The sequence below is a fragment of the Streptomyces sp. NPDC021562 genome (assembly GCF_040640875.1).
Lineage (GTDB): Bacteria > Actinomycetota > Actinomycetes > Streptomycetales > Streptomycetaceae > Streptomyces.
Genome location: NZ_JBFACN010000022.1, coordinates 60355 through 76846, shown reverse-complemented (window position 1 = coordinate 76846; position 16492 = coordinate 60355). Strand labels below are relative to the sequence as shown.

Sequence of the window (16492 nt, the reverse complement as noted above, 5' to 3'; positions counted from 1 at the left end):
AATCTCTCCGTCAAGGGGCGGAGGGAAGTAGGAAAGGTGGCAGGCGGGCGCTTCTCCGGCGCACCCGGCGCACAGTAGGGTGGCCAGGTTACTTCAGTGCCGGAAGAAAAGGGGTGCCGTGACCGACTGGCTGCCGCTGAGCTCCGCGGAGCGTTCCGTGGCGATCGAGGTGCTCGTCCACGGGCCGCTGTCGCGCACCGAACTGGCTCGCCGGCTGAACCTGTCGCAGGGCAGCCTCACCCGTCTCACCAAGCCGCTCATCGAGTCCGGCCTGCTCGTCGAAGCTCCCTGGGCGGGCGCCCCGGAGGCGCGCCAGGGCCGTCCCTCGCAGCCGCTCGACGTGGTCGCCGGGTCCCGCTCGTTCCTCGGCTTCAAGATCACCGAGGAGATGGTCTACGGAGTCGTCACCGACCTCAGGAGCGACATCGTGGCCCGCCTCGACCGGCCCCTCGCCGGCCGCGATCCCGAGTACGTCGCCGACCTGGTGGCCGCGATGACCGCCGAGCTGGCCGGCCGGCACCCCGCCGTGGCGGGCGTCGGCATCGGCGTCGGCGGATTCGTGCGGGCGCACGCGGTGGTCGGTGAGTCGCCGTACCTGCGGTGGCGTGACGTCCCGCTCGCCGAACTGGTGCGGCGGCGTACCGGGCTGCCGGTCGTCGTGGAGAACGACGTGGCCGCCCTGGTGGAGGCCGAGACCTGGTTCGGCGCCGGCCGCGGACTCGACCGTTTCGTCGTTCTGACCATCGGCGCCGGGATCGGCTACGGCCTGGTGCTCGGCGGCAGGCGGGTCCCGTACGCCGAGGAGGACCGCGGCTTCGGCCTGCACTGGATCATCGACCCGCGGGGCCCGCTCACCCCGCAGGGCGAGCGCGGCAGCGCCGTGTCCCTGCTCACCGTCCCCAGCATCCGCTACCAGGTGCGGGCCGCCACCGGCCGTGACGCGTCCTACGAGGAGATCCTGGCCGGTGCCGCCGCGGGGGAGCCGATGGCCGCACGGGTGATCGGCGAGGCCGGCCGGGCGCTGGGCACCCTGCTCGCCCAGATCTCCAACTTCGCCATGCCGCAGAAGATCCTGCTCGCCGGGGAGGGGGTCGGCCTGATGGATGTGGCCGGGGACACGGTGTGGGACGCCGTGCGCGCCCACCGGCATCCCCTGGCCGCCCCGATCCGCCTGGAGACCAAGGTCTCCGACTTCCACGACTGGGCGCGGGGCGCCGCCGTGCTGGCGATCCAGGTGCTGGTGCTCGGCGGGACCGGGGGCTGAACTGCTGCGTCTGCTTTACACGTTGACGTGATGAGTAACACGGTCCGATATGTCCGTATCGATCGTACTTACTCACGGCGCCTTCACGTGGAGCGGCATATGCTTCACACCATGTCCACCACTGTTGAAGCCGTCACCGAGCGATCGGCCGACGAGGTCAACGAGGAGATCCGGGCCCTGTGGCTCCGGTCGGGCGGGACACTGAGCACCGAGCAGCGCGCGGAGTACCAGCGGCTCGTCCTCGAATGGGCGGCGGCGGCCCCGCAGCAGCCGGACCAGGCGGCCTGACCGACGCTCCCGGGCACCCGCACCGACCGGGTGCCCTTCTCGCGGTCTCCCCCCTCGCCTCCGTCAGCCCCACGTCGCCGAGTAGTAGCGCTGGTACGCCTTGCGTTCCTGCTCCGCGCGGAAGAAGCGGGTCCCCACGAGGGCGATCAGACTGCCCCCGATCACCAGCAGGCCAGGACCGACGTTGCGGGTGTCGGTGAGCCGGGCGGCCAGGCTGGTGTCCTGCGAGGTGCCGACCGGCGCGGCCGAGCCGGGCGAGGCCGCGCTCGGCGCGATCGTGCTGTGGGTGGCCGAGGTGGACGGCGCGGCCGAGGCGCCCTGTGCCCCGGCCGCGGCCTGCTTCGAGACGATCAGCTGGACGTTCAGCGCGGCCATCGCCCGTGTCACCGGCTGGAAGAACGTCACCCCGCCCGTCGTGCAGTCGCCGCTGCCGCCCGAGGTCATCCCCAGCGCGATCCCGTCGGAGAACAACGGCCCGCCGCTGTCGCCCGGTTCGGCGCACACGTTGGTCTGGATGAGCCCGGTGACCGTGCCCTCCGGATAGTTGACGGTCGCGTTGAGCGCGGTCACCGTGCCGTCGTGCAGACCGCTGGTGCTGCCGCTGCGGAACACCTTCTGCCCGACCGTCGCGTCGGCGGCCCCGGTGATGTGCACCCCCTGGCCGTTGCCGATCGCGACCACGTCGGCGTTGTCGCCGGCCTTCCCGTTCGCGTACTGGATCAGCGAGAAGTCGTTGCCGGGGAACTGCGTGTTGATCGTGGTGCCCAGCTGTTCGTTGCCGCCCTGGCCCTCGTCGAACCAGACGGTGTTGGCGGGGCCGCAGTGTCCCGCGGTGAGGATGAAGTCGGTCGTCCCGTTGGTGACGTTGAACCCTGCCGAACACCGGCCGCCCGTCGACAGGATCGGCTGCGCCCCGTTGAGCCGGGGGGTGAACGTGCCCGGAGAGCGCTGCATCCGCACATAACTGCCGATGCCCGCCGCGACCCGGCTCAGGTCCGACCAGTCGGAGGCGGAGACCGTGCTGTCGGCCTCCACCACCACCCGGTTGGTCCGGTAGTCCACCGCCCACGCGGTCCCGGCCACCCGGGGTGCGGCGCGCAGCGTGGCGGTGGCCGCCTTCAGCTCGTTCATGCTGTGCGCGACCATCCTGGGCTCGGCGCCCGCCCGCTTCACCGCGGCCGCGGCCCGCTCGTCGGTGACCGCGACCACCGGCTTGCCGTCGGCGCCGATCCAGCTGCCCGCGGTGCGGGCCGTGCCGAGCTTCGCCACCAGCGCGGCACCGGTGTCACCGGTCTGCGTGGCCGAGCTGAACGGGACGGCGGACGTGCCGGGAGTCTCGCTCGCCATGGCCGTCGTGACCATCGCGCCTCCCAGAAGGAGTCCGCCGACCGCCGCCAGCTGTGTACCCCGCCGGACGACCCGTCGTCGTGCGTGCCTCATCCATGGCTCCCGAACCCCGAACGCGCGGTGCCGACACCGCGGGGCCCTCCGGTCGTCGAGCGCCCGGCTCTTCATACGAGTTGCGCCGCACGGGCGTTCACGAGAGTGGTGATCTTTACGATCCGGTGGGGTGCGACGTGACCGTCCGCCTTGTTCCGGGGCCGGCCGCGGCCGCCTATCGTGACCTCATGACCAGCACACCGCAGGAGAAGCCGGGCGAACCGAACCCCTTGCGCGCCCTCACCCTCGACCGGTTGCGACGTCGTACCAGCATGAAGTGGCGCACCTACCCGCAGGACGTGCTCCCGGTGTGGGTGGCCGAGATGGACGTGCCGCTGGCCGGACCGGTGGTCCGCGCGGTCAACGACGCGATGGAGACCGGGGACACCGGTTATCCCGCGGGCACCGCCTACGCCGAGGCGCTGACCGCGTTCGCCGCAAAGCGCTGGGGCTTCGACGGGCTCGACGTGACCCGCACCGCGATCGTCCCCGACGTGATGCTCGGGGTCGTCGAGATGCTCAAGCTGGTGACCGGGCCCGGTGACCCGGTCGTGGTCAACTCGCCCGTCTACCCGCCGTTCTACCAGTTCGTCGGGCATCTGGACCGGCGGGTGGTGGAGGCTCCGCTCGGCCCCGACGGGCGCATCGACACGGACGTCCTGCGGGCCGTGTTCCAGGGGCTCGGCGGCGGCCGGGCCGCCTATCTGCTCTGCAGCCCCCACAACCCGACCGGCACCGTGCACACCGCCGAGGAGCTCACCGCCGTCACCGACCTCGCGGAGCGGTACGGGGTGCGGGTCGTCGCCGACGAGATCCACGCCCCGCTGACCGCCCCGGGCGTCGGCTTCGTGCCGTACCTGAGCGTGCCGGGCGCGGAGCGCGGGCTGTCGCTGATGTCGGCGTCCAAGGCCTGGAACCTGGCGGGACTCAAGGCCGCGCTCGCCGTGGCGGGCCCCGGGGCCGCGGCCGACCTCGCCCGGCTGCCGGAGGAGGTGAGCCACGGCCCGAGCCACGTCGGCGTCCTCGCCCACACGGCCGCGCTGACCGACGGCACCGCCTGGCTGGACGCGCTGCTCGCGGGTCTCGACGAGAACCGGCGGCTGCTGGCCGCACTGCTGGACCGGCACATCCCGGAGATCGGGTACCGGCCCGCCGAGGCCACCTACCTGGCCTGGCTCGACTGCCGCGCCCTCGGGCTGGGCGACGACCCGGCCGAGACGTTCCTGGAGCGCGGCAGGGTCGCCGTCAACTCCGGGATCCCCTTCGGGACGGGCGGCGCCGGGCACGTACGGCTCAACCTGGCCACCTCACCGGAGGTGCTCACGGAGGCGGTGCACCGCATGGCCGCGGCCCTCGGCCGGACCCCGACACCGCCCTGACGCCACCCCCCCCACGCGACCGGCCGCCCGCGGGACCGCCGGCCGGCGGAGGCATCGTGCGGGCCCCTAGACTTCCGGCATGGACGACACCACCGGGACGGCCCTCGACCGGCTCGGCGCCGGGAAGTACCTGCTGGTCACCAGCTACCGCAAGGACGGCACACCCGTCCCCACCCCGGTGTGGGTGGTGCGGGACGGGGACACCCTCGGTGTCTGGACGGCCGCCGACAGCTGGAAGGTCAAGCGGATCCGCCGCCGCCCCGACGTCCGGGTCGGCCCCTGTGACGTGCGGGGCCGCCCGACCGGCGACCCGGTCCCGGCCACCGCCGAGCTCGCCGACCCGGCCACCACCGCCCGCTACCGCGACCTCGTCGCCCGCAAGTACGGCATCACCGGCCGTCTCACGCTTCTCGGCAGCAGGCTGCGGCGCGGCCGGGACGGCACCGTGGGCATCCGGCTGACGCTGACGTCCTGAGCCGCCGGGCACCGGATCCGACCGGAGTTCCGGTCAGCTCCAGGCGCCCCGGTACGGCTCGTCGAGGAGCTGGAAGACCGGCTCGCCCCGCACCGGGTCCCTGGTGGTGGAGAGCTTGACGCGGTCGCCGCTGTGGATGCCGATCGGATGTCCCATGACCCGGCCGCGTACGACGAAGCCCTCGGCCATCTCGATCAGCGAGACGTTGCGCGCGGCGGGCGTGTTGCGGTGCACCACCGTCGAGTGGCGGACGGTGCCGATGCCCTCGCTGCGCTCCGTGCGCAGGTCGCTGCCCTGACACACCGGACACAGCAGCCGGTGGTACATCGCGGTACCGCACCAGGTGCAGCGCTGGAAGACGATGGCGTCCTTGGAGTGGTCCGCGGGGGCGGGATCGAGAACGCTCGTCGCGAATCCGACCGCCGACTGTGCGGCGCTCGCCGAGTGGTGGTACACGCTGGTCAACTCCCTGCGCTCGCCCGGAATGCGGTGTCCCGCGCACCGGCCCGAGCCGGGCGCGCCTGTGCCCGGTTCGGAGTGCCACCGTGCACGCCGACAGCGTATGGCACTCAGTGCCAACGGTAAAGGTACTGGGTACCCCTATCTTGGGACCGGTCCGAAGACAGGGGGGCGATCCGGGTCAGGCGCGGCCGAATGCGGTCTCGATCTCCTGCACCACCCGCCACAGCGGGGCGTCGCGCCGCGAGACGAGGACGACCACGTCGTCCGGGTGCTCCCCGGGCCCGCCGAACAGCGCTCCCGCCGTCCCGCCGGGAGCGGCGGCGCCGTCCTCGGTGCCGAACGCGGCCTGCACGTACCCGAGGGCGTGGTCCACCGTCTCGCCCGCGTCGCCCTGTCCGTCCGAACGCAGCCACGAGCGGAGCGCGTTGTTGTGCGCCGCGACCACCGCCGCCGCGACGACGTCCGCCCGCAGCGTGCCGTCCGGCCGGCCCGCGTAGCGGGCGCGCAGATACGCGGCCAGGGCGCGCTCGTAGCGCCACACCACCGACAGCTCGTAGGCGCGCAGCCCGGGGACCTGTTTGGTGAGCCGGTAGCGCTGCACGGAGAACGTGGGGTTCTCCGCGTACATCCGCAGCACCATCCGGGCCGCGTCGCACACCCGCCGCACCGGCTCGGTCTCCGGGTCGCTCGCCGCCAGGAAGGCGGTCATGTCGGCCAGACACCCCTCGTGGTCGGGGAAGACCACGTCCTCCTTGGACGGGAAGTAGCGGAAGAACGAGCGGCGTCCGACCCCGGCGAGGGAGACGATGTCGTCGACGGTCGTCTGCTCGTAGCCGCGTTCCAGGAAGAGCCGGAAGGCCGCCGCGACCAGGGCGTCCCGCATGGGCGGCTTGGCGGGCGGTGCCACGCTGCTGGAGCTCATGGACGCGAACGTAGCATTCCGGCCGCCTTGGTGGCACTCAGTGCACGTGTTTCGGGGAACTGAGTGCACTGCGAGCGTCGGCTGAACCGGTGAGCCGGTCGCCCCGTATGTGTTCTCGGGGATCGCGGACACCCGTGCGCACCGCACGTGGAAGGAGAGCAGTGTGTCGACACCGCCCGACCCTGAACAGGCGCGCAGCGGACCGGTGCTGGAACCGGTACGGGTGCTGCGCCCCCGCCGGCTGGACGCCCTCGCGGAGCTGATGCGGGAGATCCGCGAGGAGGCGGAGGCCGACGAGAAGGCGCGGACGGCGCGGGGGGTCCAGGGCCCGCCGGGGTTCGAGGCCTTCGACTCCTCTCCCGGGCGCGAGGCGGAGGACGAGACCCAGGAACTGCCCCCGGTCACCGACGGCCGCCACCACGGCCGTGACGGCGGACCCTCCCGCTCCTTCGGCTTCGGACCGGGGCTGCGCAGGGCCGCCGTGGTGGTCGCCGTCGGCGCGGCCGCCCTGGTCGGCTTCGGCTGCGCGCTCCTGCTGCCCGGCCGCGAGGGCACGGCGGCCGCCGCCCAGCCGACCGCCTCCGCCACGACGGCACCGGCCACCACCGAACCGGCCTCGGACACCACCGAAGACCCCGACGGCCCCGGCACCCTCCGCCAGGGCGACACCGGCCCCGAGGTCGTCGAACTGGAGCAGCGTCTGCTGCGCATCCCGGACGTCTACCGCGACGGCTCCACCGCCGGGACCTACGACACGGCCCTCACCGCCGCCGTGGAGCGCTTCCAGATCTGGTACGGCATCAGCGGCGACGAACGCGGCGTCTACGGCGACGACACCCGCCGCGCCCTGGAGTCCCGGACCACCCTCACCGGCACCGGCGGCTGACCCGGTGCCCGCACGCGAACCGCCGCCGGGACCGGACCCGCCGCCGTCACTCCTCGTCCGCAGGCGGCACCCGGATGTCCAGCACGCAGACGTCGTCCCGTCGTTCGCCCTCCAGCATCGCGTCGAGCACGGCGGACAGGGAGTCGGGTGCCGCGGTGCGGACGGCCTCGGCCAGCCGGTTCAGGCCCGCGTCGATGTCCTCGCCGGGCCGCTCCACCAGGCCGTCCGTGTACATCAGCAGCCGGTCGCCGGGCTCCAGCCGGAACTCGGCGGACTCGTAGAACGGCTCCGCGCAGGCCCCCAGCAGCATGCCGTTCGGGCGGTCGAGCCGGTGCACCTCGCCCCCGCGCACCAGCAGGGGCGGGAGGTGCCCCGCCTGCGCCCAGACGAGACGGCGGTCGGCGGGCTCGTACCGGGCCAGGATCAGGGTGGCGGTGGACTGGCTGTCGCGCGAGTGCAGGAGCAGGAAGTTGAGGCGCGCGAGCGCACCGGTCAGCGAGGAGCCGGTGGACACCATGCCCTTGGCGGTGAACCGGAGCTGGGCCATCGTCGCGACCGCGTCCACGCCGTGCCCCGCCACGTCACCGACGACGAACAGCGCGGCGTCGTCGGGCAGTTCGATGGCGCTGAACCAGTCGCCGCCGACGTGGACGCCCGCCTGGGCGGGCAGGTAGGCGACCTCGACGCGCAGCCCGCACAGCCGCACCGGCTTGCTGGGCAGCGGCAGCAGCGCGTGCTGGAGCCGTGCGGCCAGCGCCCGTTCGGCGTCCAGGACACCGCGCTGCACCAGGATCGCCCGCTCGCTGTCCACCAGGGCGAGTTCGGCGCTGCGCTGCGCGGTGAGGTCCTGCACGAACCCGTGCACCTCGACGACGGTGCCGTCCGGGGAGGTCACCGCCTCGGCGACGGCGCGCAGATGCCGTACCGCGTTGCCGGTCCTGATGCGGAACGGGACGTCCAGCCGGGCGCCGGTGCGGGTGAGTGCGGAGACGGCCCGGGCCAGCGCGTGGGCGTCCTCGGGCAGTACCAGGTCGGGCAGCAGGTCCAGGGGGACCGCACCGCGCCCCGGGTCACGGCCCAGAATGGTGTACACCTGCGAGGACCAGGTGACCTGCCGGGTGACCAGGTTCCAGTTGGCCCAGCCGAGATTGCCCAGCCGCTGCATGTCCGCCAGCCGCTGCTCCTGCCGCTCCTCGGTGTCGTGCCGCAGCCAGGTCACCAGCAGCCCGTCGCCCAGGCGTGCGGCGCGCACGGAGTAGGTGGCCGTCAGCGGCACCCCGGCGACGATCTCCTCGTAGACGAACGGCTCGCCCTCGTACGGCTCCCCGCCGAGTGCCTTCAGGTAGCCCTGCCACAGCGACTCGCCCGCGACGGACGGGTAGCTCTCCAGGATGTGCGCGCCGATCATCTCCCGGCCCGCGCGGCCGAGGATGTCGACGGCGTTGGGGGCGGCCGCGTCGATGCGGTAGTCCTCCACCTCACCGGTGGCCGAGCGCAGCGGGGTCAGCAGAACCACCGCGCCGGGCAGGGCGTCCAGGACGGTCTGCACCGCCTGGGAGAACGCCGGGACGGCCGGCTCGGACGAGGTGCCGAGGGCGGTGAGCCGGCCCGCGCACAGCCGGACGGCGGCCAGCAGCAGGTCCCGTTCGGCGGGCTCGAAGACGGCGTCGCGGGCGCGCAGCACACCGAGGGCCATGCCGGTCCCGCCGCCGCCCGTCAGCGGCAGCCAGGCCCGGGACCGCCAGCGCGCGTGCGGTTCGCCGATGAGGTGGAACTCCTCGCGGTCCTTCGTGAAGTGTTCCAGCCAGACCGGCTCACCGGTCTTGATCGCCTCCAGCGGGGCGATCCCGCTCACCGGGGGCACCTGGTGCCACAGCTCGGCCAGCGCCGGGTCGACCCCGGCGTGGGCGACGAGTTCGAGGCCGTGGGTCGGCAGTCGCCGGTACAGCAGCACCGCGTCGGCGCCGAGCCCCGGTGCCAGGTGCGCGAGCAGCGTCCCGGCCAGCTCCCGCGGGGAACCGACGCGCACGAGATCCTTGCCGATCCGGCCGAGCGTCTCGGCGGTGCCGGGCCCGGCGAGCGGCTCCCGGGGCGCCGGGGCCGTCGGTTCGGGGGCGGGGACCGGCGCGGTGGGCACATTGGGCACCAGGGCGCCGAGGGTGAGCCAGCATTCCTCGAGCAGCGTGCGGTGGCCGACCTCGGCCCGCTGCACCAGCGCCTCGTGGGCGGCGTCGGGGGAGCAGCCCGTGGTGGCCATCAGCGCGCCCTTCGCCCGCTCCAGCACCGCGGAGGTGGCCACCGAGTCCCGCAGCCGGTCCAGCTCGGCACGCTGCCTGGACACGACCTTGGCCAGCGCCGCCAGCTCGGCGACGGCACCGGTGTCCACAGCTGGGGCGTGCTCGCTCGTCACGGATCGAGCATCGCACAGGACGGCACCTACGATCACACCCGTGGGGGATCCAGGAAGCATATGCACGTCCCTGGGCCGAAATGGTCAGCGGCCCGTGCTGTGTCCGACCAGTGCCTCGGTGACCGCCCGCACGCTGCGCGCGATGTGCTGGAGCTGCATGACCTCCGCCGCGTACAGCTTGATGGTGTGCTCGATGACCGACTCGGGCAGGCCCAGCAGGGGCAGTTCGGCCCGGGCCGTCTGCAGCGCCGTGCGCGCCACCCGGACCTCGTGCTGGACCTGGATCTGCGCGTGCCGGGCGAGCAGCACCGGGTGGCGGATCAGGGCCGGGTAGCTGGCGTAGCGTGCCGGGACCAGTTCCCGCAGCCACTTGGCGGCGGAGCGCTCCCAGTCGTAGCTGCCCGGCGCCTTGACCTGGCAGGGCCAGTCGGGGCTGAGGCGCGTGGTCGTCGTCAGAGTCATGATCATCGCTTCCGGGTGTGCGGCGTCGTCGTGGGGGGTTTCGACGGAGTTCTCGGCGGCTCCGGCCTAGGGGATGACCGGAGCCGCCGCGGGCGAATCGCGCAGGCGATGCCCGTTCGAACACCCCTGGCGCCGACGCGGGTAGGAGACGGCGGCTTGGGATGTCCGTGCGAGGGCCCCGGACGCCGGCCGCCGGCGCTGCGGATGGTGCTGCGTGCGCATGGGCGGTCCGTCGGCTTTCTCGGGGCGGGTGCGAGCGGTGCGTCCTCGGTGCGGAACGGGCCCGGAGGGTGCCGGGTGATCCCTGAGCAGTATTTATATATGCGATCCGGTTTGCAAGACGTATGAAAACATTCATGCGCGATATGCCGTGAATAGTCCCCTTGGCGCGTCATGTGACCGGATGGGGGAGAACTCAGTCCTTGAGGAAGAACTGATGCTCATCGGCGACCCGCTCGTACTCCTCCAGGCGTGCCTGGGTGCGCTCGGGGTCGGCGTCGGTCATGGCCTGCAGCAGCGCCGCGGCCATCAGGCCGGGCGCCGCGTAGGTGTCGAACACCAGGCGGGAGCCGATACCGGTGCTGAAGGTGACGTCGGCCTCGTCGGCCAGCGCGCCGAGCGCGAGGTCCGTCACCAGGGCGACCCGCAGCCCCGCGGTGCGCGCCACCCGGATCGCGGTGAGCGTCTCCTGCGCGTGCCGCGGCATGCCGAACGCCAGCACCCAGGTGCCGCCCGCCTCGCGCGACTGCAGCAGCGCGTCGTAGGCCACGCTGCCGCCCCTGGTCACCAGCCGTACGTCGGGATGGATACGGCGCGCGGCGTAGGCGAAGTACTCCGCAAGGGAGACGGAGATGCGCAGGCCGAGCACGGTCAGCGGGGACGACCGGGACAGCTCGCGGCCGATCCAGATCACCCGGTCCGGGTCGGCGAAGTCCCGGCGCAGGTTCTCCAGGTTCTCGATCTCGGCGTCCACGGCCGCCTGGAGTTCGTTGCTGCGGTGCTCGGTGGTGGGCCCGGTCCCGCCCGCCAGGGTGCGCAGCGCGATCGACTGGAGCCGCTCGCGCAGCGCGGGATAGCCGTTGAAGCCGACGGCGCCCGCGAACCGCGTCACCGACGGCTGGCTGACCCCGGCCCGCTCGGCGAGGTCGGTGATCGACAGGAAGGCCGCCTCGGTGATGTGGTCGATCAGGTACTGGGCGATGCGCCGCTGCCCCGGGGAGAGCCGGGGGCCGTCGAAGAGTTCCCGGAGCTGGGACGTGGGTGCGGCCTCCGCCTCCGGCACGGTCTTGCCCGACGTGATCGCGGATGCCTGTGCGCGTGCCTGCTGCGGCGATGGCACCGAAGCGCCTCCTTTGTCTCCCACGAGGACTCAACATAGCTCACGGTCCGTGGTGACCAGGGGTTGTGCGCCGTAGCGAACCGTCCCGGCGGCCGAGCGCACCCGCTGCGCACGGGACACCGGGAGCGGGACTCACCGCCGGTAGACGGTGATGGAGTGGCCGACCTCGTCGACCGCCCGGCTGCTGTGGATCAACTCGGCCAGCCGGCCCCGCGCCTTGGCGACCGCCGAGTCCGAGACGACCAGCAGCCCGTGCACCTCGCCGGGCGGCACCTCGCGGGGATCGGCGGCGTGGATGCCGTAGTACGCCGGGACACCGCTGCCCTTGTAGACCAGCCAGACGCGCTGCCCCCGGTAGCGTTCCCGCAGCCGGTCGGCGAGCCTGCCCAGGTCCTGGCCCCAGTCCACGTTGGAGTCGTGCAGCCGCAGATGCGTCTTCGCCGGGCCACCGAACGCCTCGTTGGAGTACGGCAGGTAGAACGGGAACGTCCGCAGCGAACTCACCGCGACGAACAGCACCAGCGCCCCGGCCGCCGGCCGCGACCAGCGCCACCGCGCCGCGACCACCGAGGCGCCGGCCACCGCCAGGAACATCGGCATGAACAGCGCGTACCGCGTCCCGAAGTCACGTGACCCGGTCATCGCCGAGCCCAGCAGCACCGCCGGCGGCAGCAGCAGGTACGGCGCGGCCGGCCGCAGCCGCCGTACCGCCACCATCGCGACGGCGCCGGCCGCCCACAGCGCCAGCATGCCGAGCGGGGTCTTCACCAGCAGGGCGGCCGGCAGGTAGTACCAGCGGGAGCCGGTGTAGAGGTGCCCGAAGAGATAGCCCTGCCAGGGCTGGTCCTCCAGGGCGAACTGGACCCGCATCCCCGCCCGGTAGGCCGTCGGGAAGGGCATCAGGTCCACCAGGGCGCCCCGCAGCCCGTGCACCGCCGGCACGGGCGCGGCCGGCAGGAAACGCAGCCGGGGGTCGACCGCCAGATAGGACAGCCACACCACGGCGACCGCCGTCACCGTGGTGACCGCCGTGGCCGTCAGGGCGCGCCGCGCGCGGCCGGGACGCGGACCCCACACCGAGAACACCGCCAGCGCCGCCAGGACGGGGACCGCGGGCAGCGCGCTCATCTTCGTCGCCACGGCGGCGCCCAGCGCGGCCCCGGCGAGCGGCAGGTACCGCCGGGGCCGGTGCCGCGCCCGCCACACCAGCCAGGCCGAGGTCAGCACGAACCCGGCCGCGGGCACGTCCAGGGTGGCCAGCGAGCCCTGGGCGATCAGGTCGGGGGAGAAGCAGTACAGCGCGAGGGCCAGCAGCCCGGCCGCGGTGCCGAGGAGCTCGCGGGCGAAGGCGAGGACCACGAGACCGAACAGCAGCGTCAGCGCGATCACGGGCAGCCGGGCCCAGAGCATCACCCGCCAGGGGTCGTTGCCCGACGAGTACAGCAGGTGCCGTCCCACCTGCCCCTGGTCCCCCCGGTGGGCGGGGTCGTAGTGCGGGTTCGCGACCGCGACGCCGGCCATGATGACGAGCTTGCCGAGCGGCGGGTGCTCCGGGTTGTAGCGCAGCCGGTGCTCGTGCAGGTAGTCGGCGGCGGTGGCCACGTAGACCGGTTCGTCGATGGTGGGGGTCTGCTGGACGGCGGTGGTCACCATCGCCGCCGCCATCTGGGCGAGCAGCAGCACCACCAGGACCGGCACCAGCAGGCGGCGGCGGGCGCGCAGTGCGGCGGTGAGCCGGGCCGCCGCGGTGGGACGCGGGCCGGGCCCGGGGTCTACGGGGAGGTCGGGGTCGAGCACCGACTGCTGTTCGCTTGCCATCATCCGCCCCGCGGGGACACCGGGCCCGCGGTGGCGGGAGCGATCACGGGCCGTCATGGCCCCACTGTCGCACCGCTCCCGCCACCGGGCGCGTCACCGCTTCACGAGTCGTACCGACAGACCGTCCGCCGTGTACACGGGTACGGCCCGCAGCGCGCCGGAGTTCAGCCGCACCTCGTCGAACTGACCGCACAGGCGCGGCGCGTCGATCACCGGGAGGGTGCTGCCCGCGGCCGGCGGGCGCTCGGTGTCGAGGTTAAGGGTGAGGGTGGCGCCCCGGCCGAGGACCGCCAGGTGCTTCACCGTCAGCGGCGCCTTGCGGCCCCGTCCCAGGGTGACCTCCAGGGCGCCCGCGTCCTGGGCGTACGCACCGCGCACGTAGACGCGCCCGGTCACCCGCAGGGTGCCCGCGGGGACCCGCACGTCGCCGTGGCCCAGAGCGTCGTCCGAACCGGCGACCAGGGTGCCCGCCGCCAGCACGGTGCCGCCCGTGTAGCGGTTGCGGCCGGTCAGCGTCAGCGTCCCGGTGCCCGTCTTGGTGAGTCCGCCCCGGCCGTCGATGTCGTTGCGCCAGCTGTCGGCCGCCGCGAAGCCGCCCGCCGCCGCGTCCAGGGAGACCGTGACGTCCGAGTCGAAGGCGCCGTAGCCGTCCGCCGCCGCGAACAGGTTGAGACGGCCCCACTGCTCCGGGCCGTCGAGGAGCACGTACCCGGAGGGCAGGCCGGTGGTGCGCAGCACCTCGCGGCGCTGCTCGGCGGAGAGGTACGGCTGGCGGGTCTCCAGGAGCACCTCGGCGCCCTTGGGCACGGTGAGCGGCAGGTCGCGGCCCTGCCGGCGCAGGACGTACGTCAGCCGGGGCGTGACGGCGCGCTCGTTGGCCTCGCGGTCGGCGTACGGGTCGGTGGCGGTGCCGGCCGAGTGGGCGTAGGCGTACAGGGTGTCGGCGGTGCTGCCGGTCGCTGCCTCGAAGTAGGCGAGGGCCTGGGCGCGGGCCGCCTTCTTGAGGTCGGCGTTGGCCGGGTCGGCGAGGGTGGCGGCGGCCAGCGCGGTGGCCATGATCCGGCCGCCGAGCACGTCGACCGTATTGTGCATGCCGGCCACGATGCGGGTGTCGCTCAGCTCCAGGGCGCGGGTGACCAGCTCCTGGAAGCGCTCCGGCACCGCGTACGCGTAGGCCAGGCCGGCCAGGTGGAAGGCGTTGGTGTGACCCGAGGGGAAGCCGCCGTCGTCGGTGGGGGAGGTGCTGCGCTGGCGCAGCAGCTGCGGGGCGACGACCACGTCCGACTCGTAGACCGGGTAGCCGAAGGCGTCGGTCCTTCCGGTGTCGACGACCTCGCTGTCCTCGTTCATCCGCCAGGGGCGGGGGTACTGGTAGGCGTACTTGGACGGGTTGCCGGAGGCGTAGTTGCCGCGCACCGTGTCGACGAGTTCGGCCACCTTGCCGAGCGCCGAGTCGTGCGAGCCCGCGCCGAGCGCCGACCCCGCCGGGGCGTCGGCCGGGACGGCGTCGCTGATCGTGGTGGCGGGCGTGGTGTCGGGCGCGCTGGTGATCGAGGTGACCGCGAGGGAACCGGCCTTGTACAGGTCGGCGAGCGGACCGAGGCCGGCGATCATCGCGTAGCTCTGGTGCTGGCGGTCGTAGAGGAACGCCTTCTTCGCCTCGGCGTCGGTGCGCCGGGCGGTGACGTCGGCGCAGTACCGCATGTTGGCGCGCAGGATGTCGGCCCGCAGCACGCTGCCGGTGTTCCAGGCGGAACCGGTCTTCCATATCCGTGCGAAGCCGCCGAGGATGCGGACCACCGCGTTGGTGTCGGCGGTGAGGTTGGTGCTGATGTTCGTCTTGTAGTCGTCGACGAACGCGAGGGCGGTCGCGGCCTTCGCGTCGGCGGCGGCGAGCCAGCTGACGAGGGTCGGGGCGGCCACCATGCCCGCCGACGCGCCGAGCGAGGTCTTCAGGAATCCCCGTCGGCCGACGGCGAGTCCAGGGGCCGGAGAGGTGGAGTGGTGCCCGGCAGTTGACGGCATGGAGGTGCCTCTCGTGAGTTCTACTGGGAGTTCACTGCGGATCGGTGTGCTCGCCGCGGGTGCGCCTGCGGGTTCGCGTGGGGAAAGCGGGGAACGAGCGAAGTTCTAGGACCGGCCGATGTCCCGGCGGTCATGGTCCGACGACCGCCGGATGGCCCGGAGTTGAACGGCAGTGCGGTGGTTCACCGGAAGCAGGGCCGGGACCTGCGCGTTCGCAGCGTCGAACGGCCCGTGGTCCGCGCGAGCGGATGTGCACGGGCCGTGCACGCCGTCCTCACAGGACCGAACGCGCGAGGGCCACCGCGCCCGCCACCGGCGCACTGCGCAGCGGCTGCGGCCGGGCGCCGGGCACGGCCTCGGCGAGTGCGGCGGCGAAGGCCTCGTACAGGCGCGGCTGGGAGAGGATGGTGCCGCCGGCCACCACGACGTCGTCCACGGCGAGGCCGCGGGCGGCCAGCCGGGCCACCAGGGCGGCGAGCGCCCGGCCGCCGTCGGCTATCACGTCCCGGGCGATCAGGGAGCCCGCGTCGGCCGCCGCGAACAGCGCCGGGGCGTGCCGGCCCCACTCGGCCGAGACGTCGGCGGCGCTCTCCAGGGCGGCCCCCAGCGCGGGCACCTCGGCCACCTCGAAGGCGGCGATCAGACCGGTCGCGAGTGCGTCGGGTTCCTCGCCGCGGTCGTGTGCGGCCCAGACGGCGCGGGCGGCCTCCCGGACCAGGCCGGCGGCCCCGCCCTCGTCGCCGAGCACCGCGCCCCAGCCGCCCACCTGTACGGGGCTGCCGTCGGCGCTCCGGCCGACGGCCACCGAGCCGGTCCCGGCGACCAGACCGACGCCCTTGTCCAGGCCGGCGGCCGGGACGAGGAGTTCGGCGTCGCCCACCACCCGGACCGGTACGCCCAGGAGGCCCCGCAGCTCGGCGGCGATCGAGGCGCACTGGCGGGGGGTCTCACAGGCATGCCCGCCGACCGCCAGTGCGGCGGGGCGGGCACGGGCGGGCAGGGCGTCCCGGACCAGCGCGGTCAGCCACCGGGCGGCCGCCGGCGGGTCGTGCGGCCGCCAGCCGCTGCTCGGACGGACGTGGTCGGCGACCCGGTCCGCACCGGCGAGCGCGCGGAGATGGGTCTTGGTGCCGCCGACGTCGACACCGACCACGAGCGGGGAGGAAGGAACGTCCGGCACGGATCCTCTTTCGTCGTCTGGGTACAGAGCGCCGAAGACCATGGCAGGCACCGGCGCCGTTGACAACGGGCAACCGCCACCCGCCGTGGCCCGGGCTGCGACGGTGGGCGAACCGCGCCTGGACGAACGGGAGTTGAGCGAA

At 73.6% G+C, this 16492-nt stretch carries 14 protein-coding genes; 5 read left to right on the top strand and 9 right to left on the bottom strand.

Features of this window, described 5'->3' with window-relative positions:
• Positions 1-118: 118 nt before the first annotated feature.
• Together AB0G52_RS29930 and AB0G52_RS29925 are read left to right on the top strand one after the other, a co-directional pair.
• Positions 119-1264, top strand: coding sequence for an ROK family transcriptional regulator (locus AB0G52_RS29930; RefSeq protein WP_361340419.1), 1146 nt, complete (start codon positions 119-121; stop codon positions 1262-1264).
• A gap of 99 nt (positions 1265-1363) precedes the next feature.
• Positions 1364-1552, top strand: a complete 189-nt coding sequence (locus AB0G52_RS29925) for a hypothetical protein (protein WP_132893418.1) — start codon at positions 1364-1366, stop codon at positions 1550-1552.
• A gap of 63 nt (positions 1553-1615) precedes the next feature.
• Here the strand turns inward: AB0G52_RS29925 and AB0G52_RS29920 are convergent, their stop codons facing one another.
• On the bottom strand, positions 1616-2992 hold the full coding sequence (locus AB0G52_RS29920; protein WP_132893416.1) for an alpha-lytic protease prodomain-containing protein: 1377 nt from the start codon (positions 2990-2992) through the stop codon (positions 1616-1618).
• Between the two features lie 188 nt (positions 2993-3180).
• On the opposite strand from AB0G52_RS29920, the gene AB0G52_RS29915 reads away from it, so the two are divergent.
• Together AB0G52_RS29915 and AB0G52_RS29910 are read left to right on the top strand one after the other, a co-directional pair.
• Entirely contained in the window at positions 3181-4371 is a 1191-nt protein-coding gene (locus AB0G52_RS29915) for a MalY/PatB family protein (protein ID WP_361340415.1), read from the top strand.
• 79 nt (positions 4372-4450) lie between these two features.
• Positions 4451-4846: a PPOX class F420-dependent oxidoreductase gene (locus AB0G52_RS29910; protein WP_361340413.1), complete on the top strand. Its 396-nt coding sequence runs from the start codon at positions 4451-4453 to the stop codon at positions 4844-4846.
• 33 nt (positions 4847-4879) lie between these two features.
• On the opposite strand, the gene AB0G52_RS29905 is transcribed toward AB0G52_RS29910, so the two are convergent.
• The gene (locus tag AB0G52_RS29905; protein WP_132893410.1) at positions 4880-5302 is read right to left on the bottom strand and encodes a zinc ribbon domain-containing protein; all 423 of its coding nucleotides are present in this window, start codon (positions 5300-5302) and stop codon (positions 4880-4882) included.
• 184 nt (positions 5303-5486) lie between these two features.
• A complete protein-coding gene (locus tag AB0G52_RS29900; RefSeq protein WP_132893409.1) occupies positions 5487-6230 on the bottom strand; it encodes a TetR/AcrR family transcriptional regulator in 744 nt (247 codons plus the stop codon).
• Between the two features lie 163 nt (positions 6231-6393).
• Between AB0G52_RS29900 and AB0G52_RS29895 the strand changes: the two genes are divergently transcribed.
• Positions 6394-7116, top strand: a complete 723-nt coding sequence (locus AB0G52_RS29895; RefSeq protein WP_361340410.1) for a peptidoglycan-binding protein — start codon at positions 6394-6396, stop codon at positions 7114-7116.
• A 46-nt stretch (positions 7117-7162) separates the two neighbouring features.
• Here the strand turns inward: AB0G52_RS29895 and AB0G52_RS29890 are convergent, their stop codons facing one another.
• From AB0G52_RS29890 to AB0G52_RS29865, 6 genes are all read right to left on the bottom strand, one after another.
• On the bottom strand, positions 7163-9586 hold the full coding sequence (locus AB0G52_RS29890; protein WP_361340407.1) for a SpoIIE family protein phosphatase: 2424 nt from the start codon (positions 9584-9586) through the stop codon (positions 7163-7165).
• Between the two features lie 24 nt (positions 9587-9610).
• A complete protein-coding gene (locus tag AB0G52_RS29885) occupies positions 9611-9994 on the bottom strand; it encodes a hypothetical protein (RefSeq protein WP_132893405.1) in 384 nt (127 codons plus the stop codon).
• Positions 9995-10403: 409 nt separating this feature from the next.
• A complete protein-coding gene (locus AB0G52_RS29880; protein WP_132893403.1) occupies positions 10404-11327 on the bottom strand; it encodes a MurR/RpiR family transcriptional regulator in 924 nt (307 codons plus the stop codon).
• Positions 11328-11459: 132 nt separating this feature from the next.
• The gene (locus AB0G52_RS29875; protein ID WP_361340517.1) at positions 11460-13148 is read right to left on the bottom strand and encodes a phospholipid carrier-dependent glycosyltransferase; all 1689 of its coding nucleotides are present in this window, start codon (positions 13146-13148) and stop codon (positions 11460-11462) included.
• 90 nt (positions 13149-13238) lie between these two features.
• The gene (locus AB0G52_RS29870) at positions 13239-15170 is read right to left on the bottom strand and encodes a phosphatase PAP2 family protein (protein WP_132893401.1); all 1932 of its coding nucleotides are present in this window, start codon (positions 15168-15170) and stop codon (positions 13239-13241) included.
• A gap of 274 nt (positions 15171-15444) precedes the next feature.
• Positions 15445-16392, bottom strand: coding sequence for a BadF/BadG/BcrA/BcrD ATPase family protein (locus AB0G52_RS29865; RefSeq protein ID WP_132893399.1), 948 nt, complete (start codon positions 16390-16392; stop codon positions 15445-15447).
• Between the last annotated feature and the right edge of the window lie 100 nt (positions 16393-16492).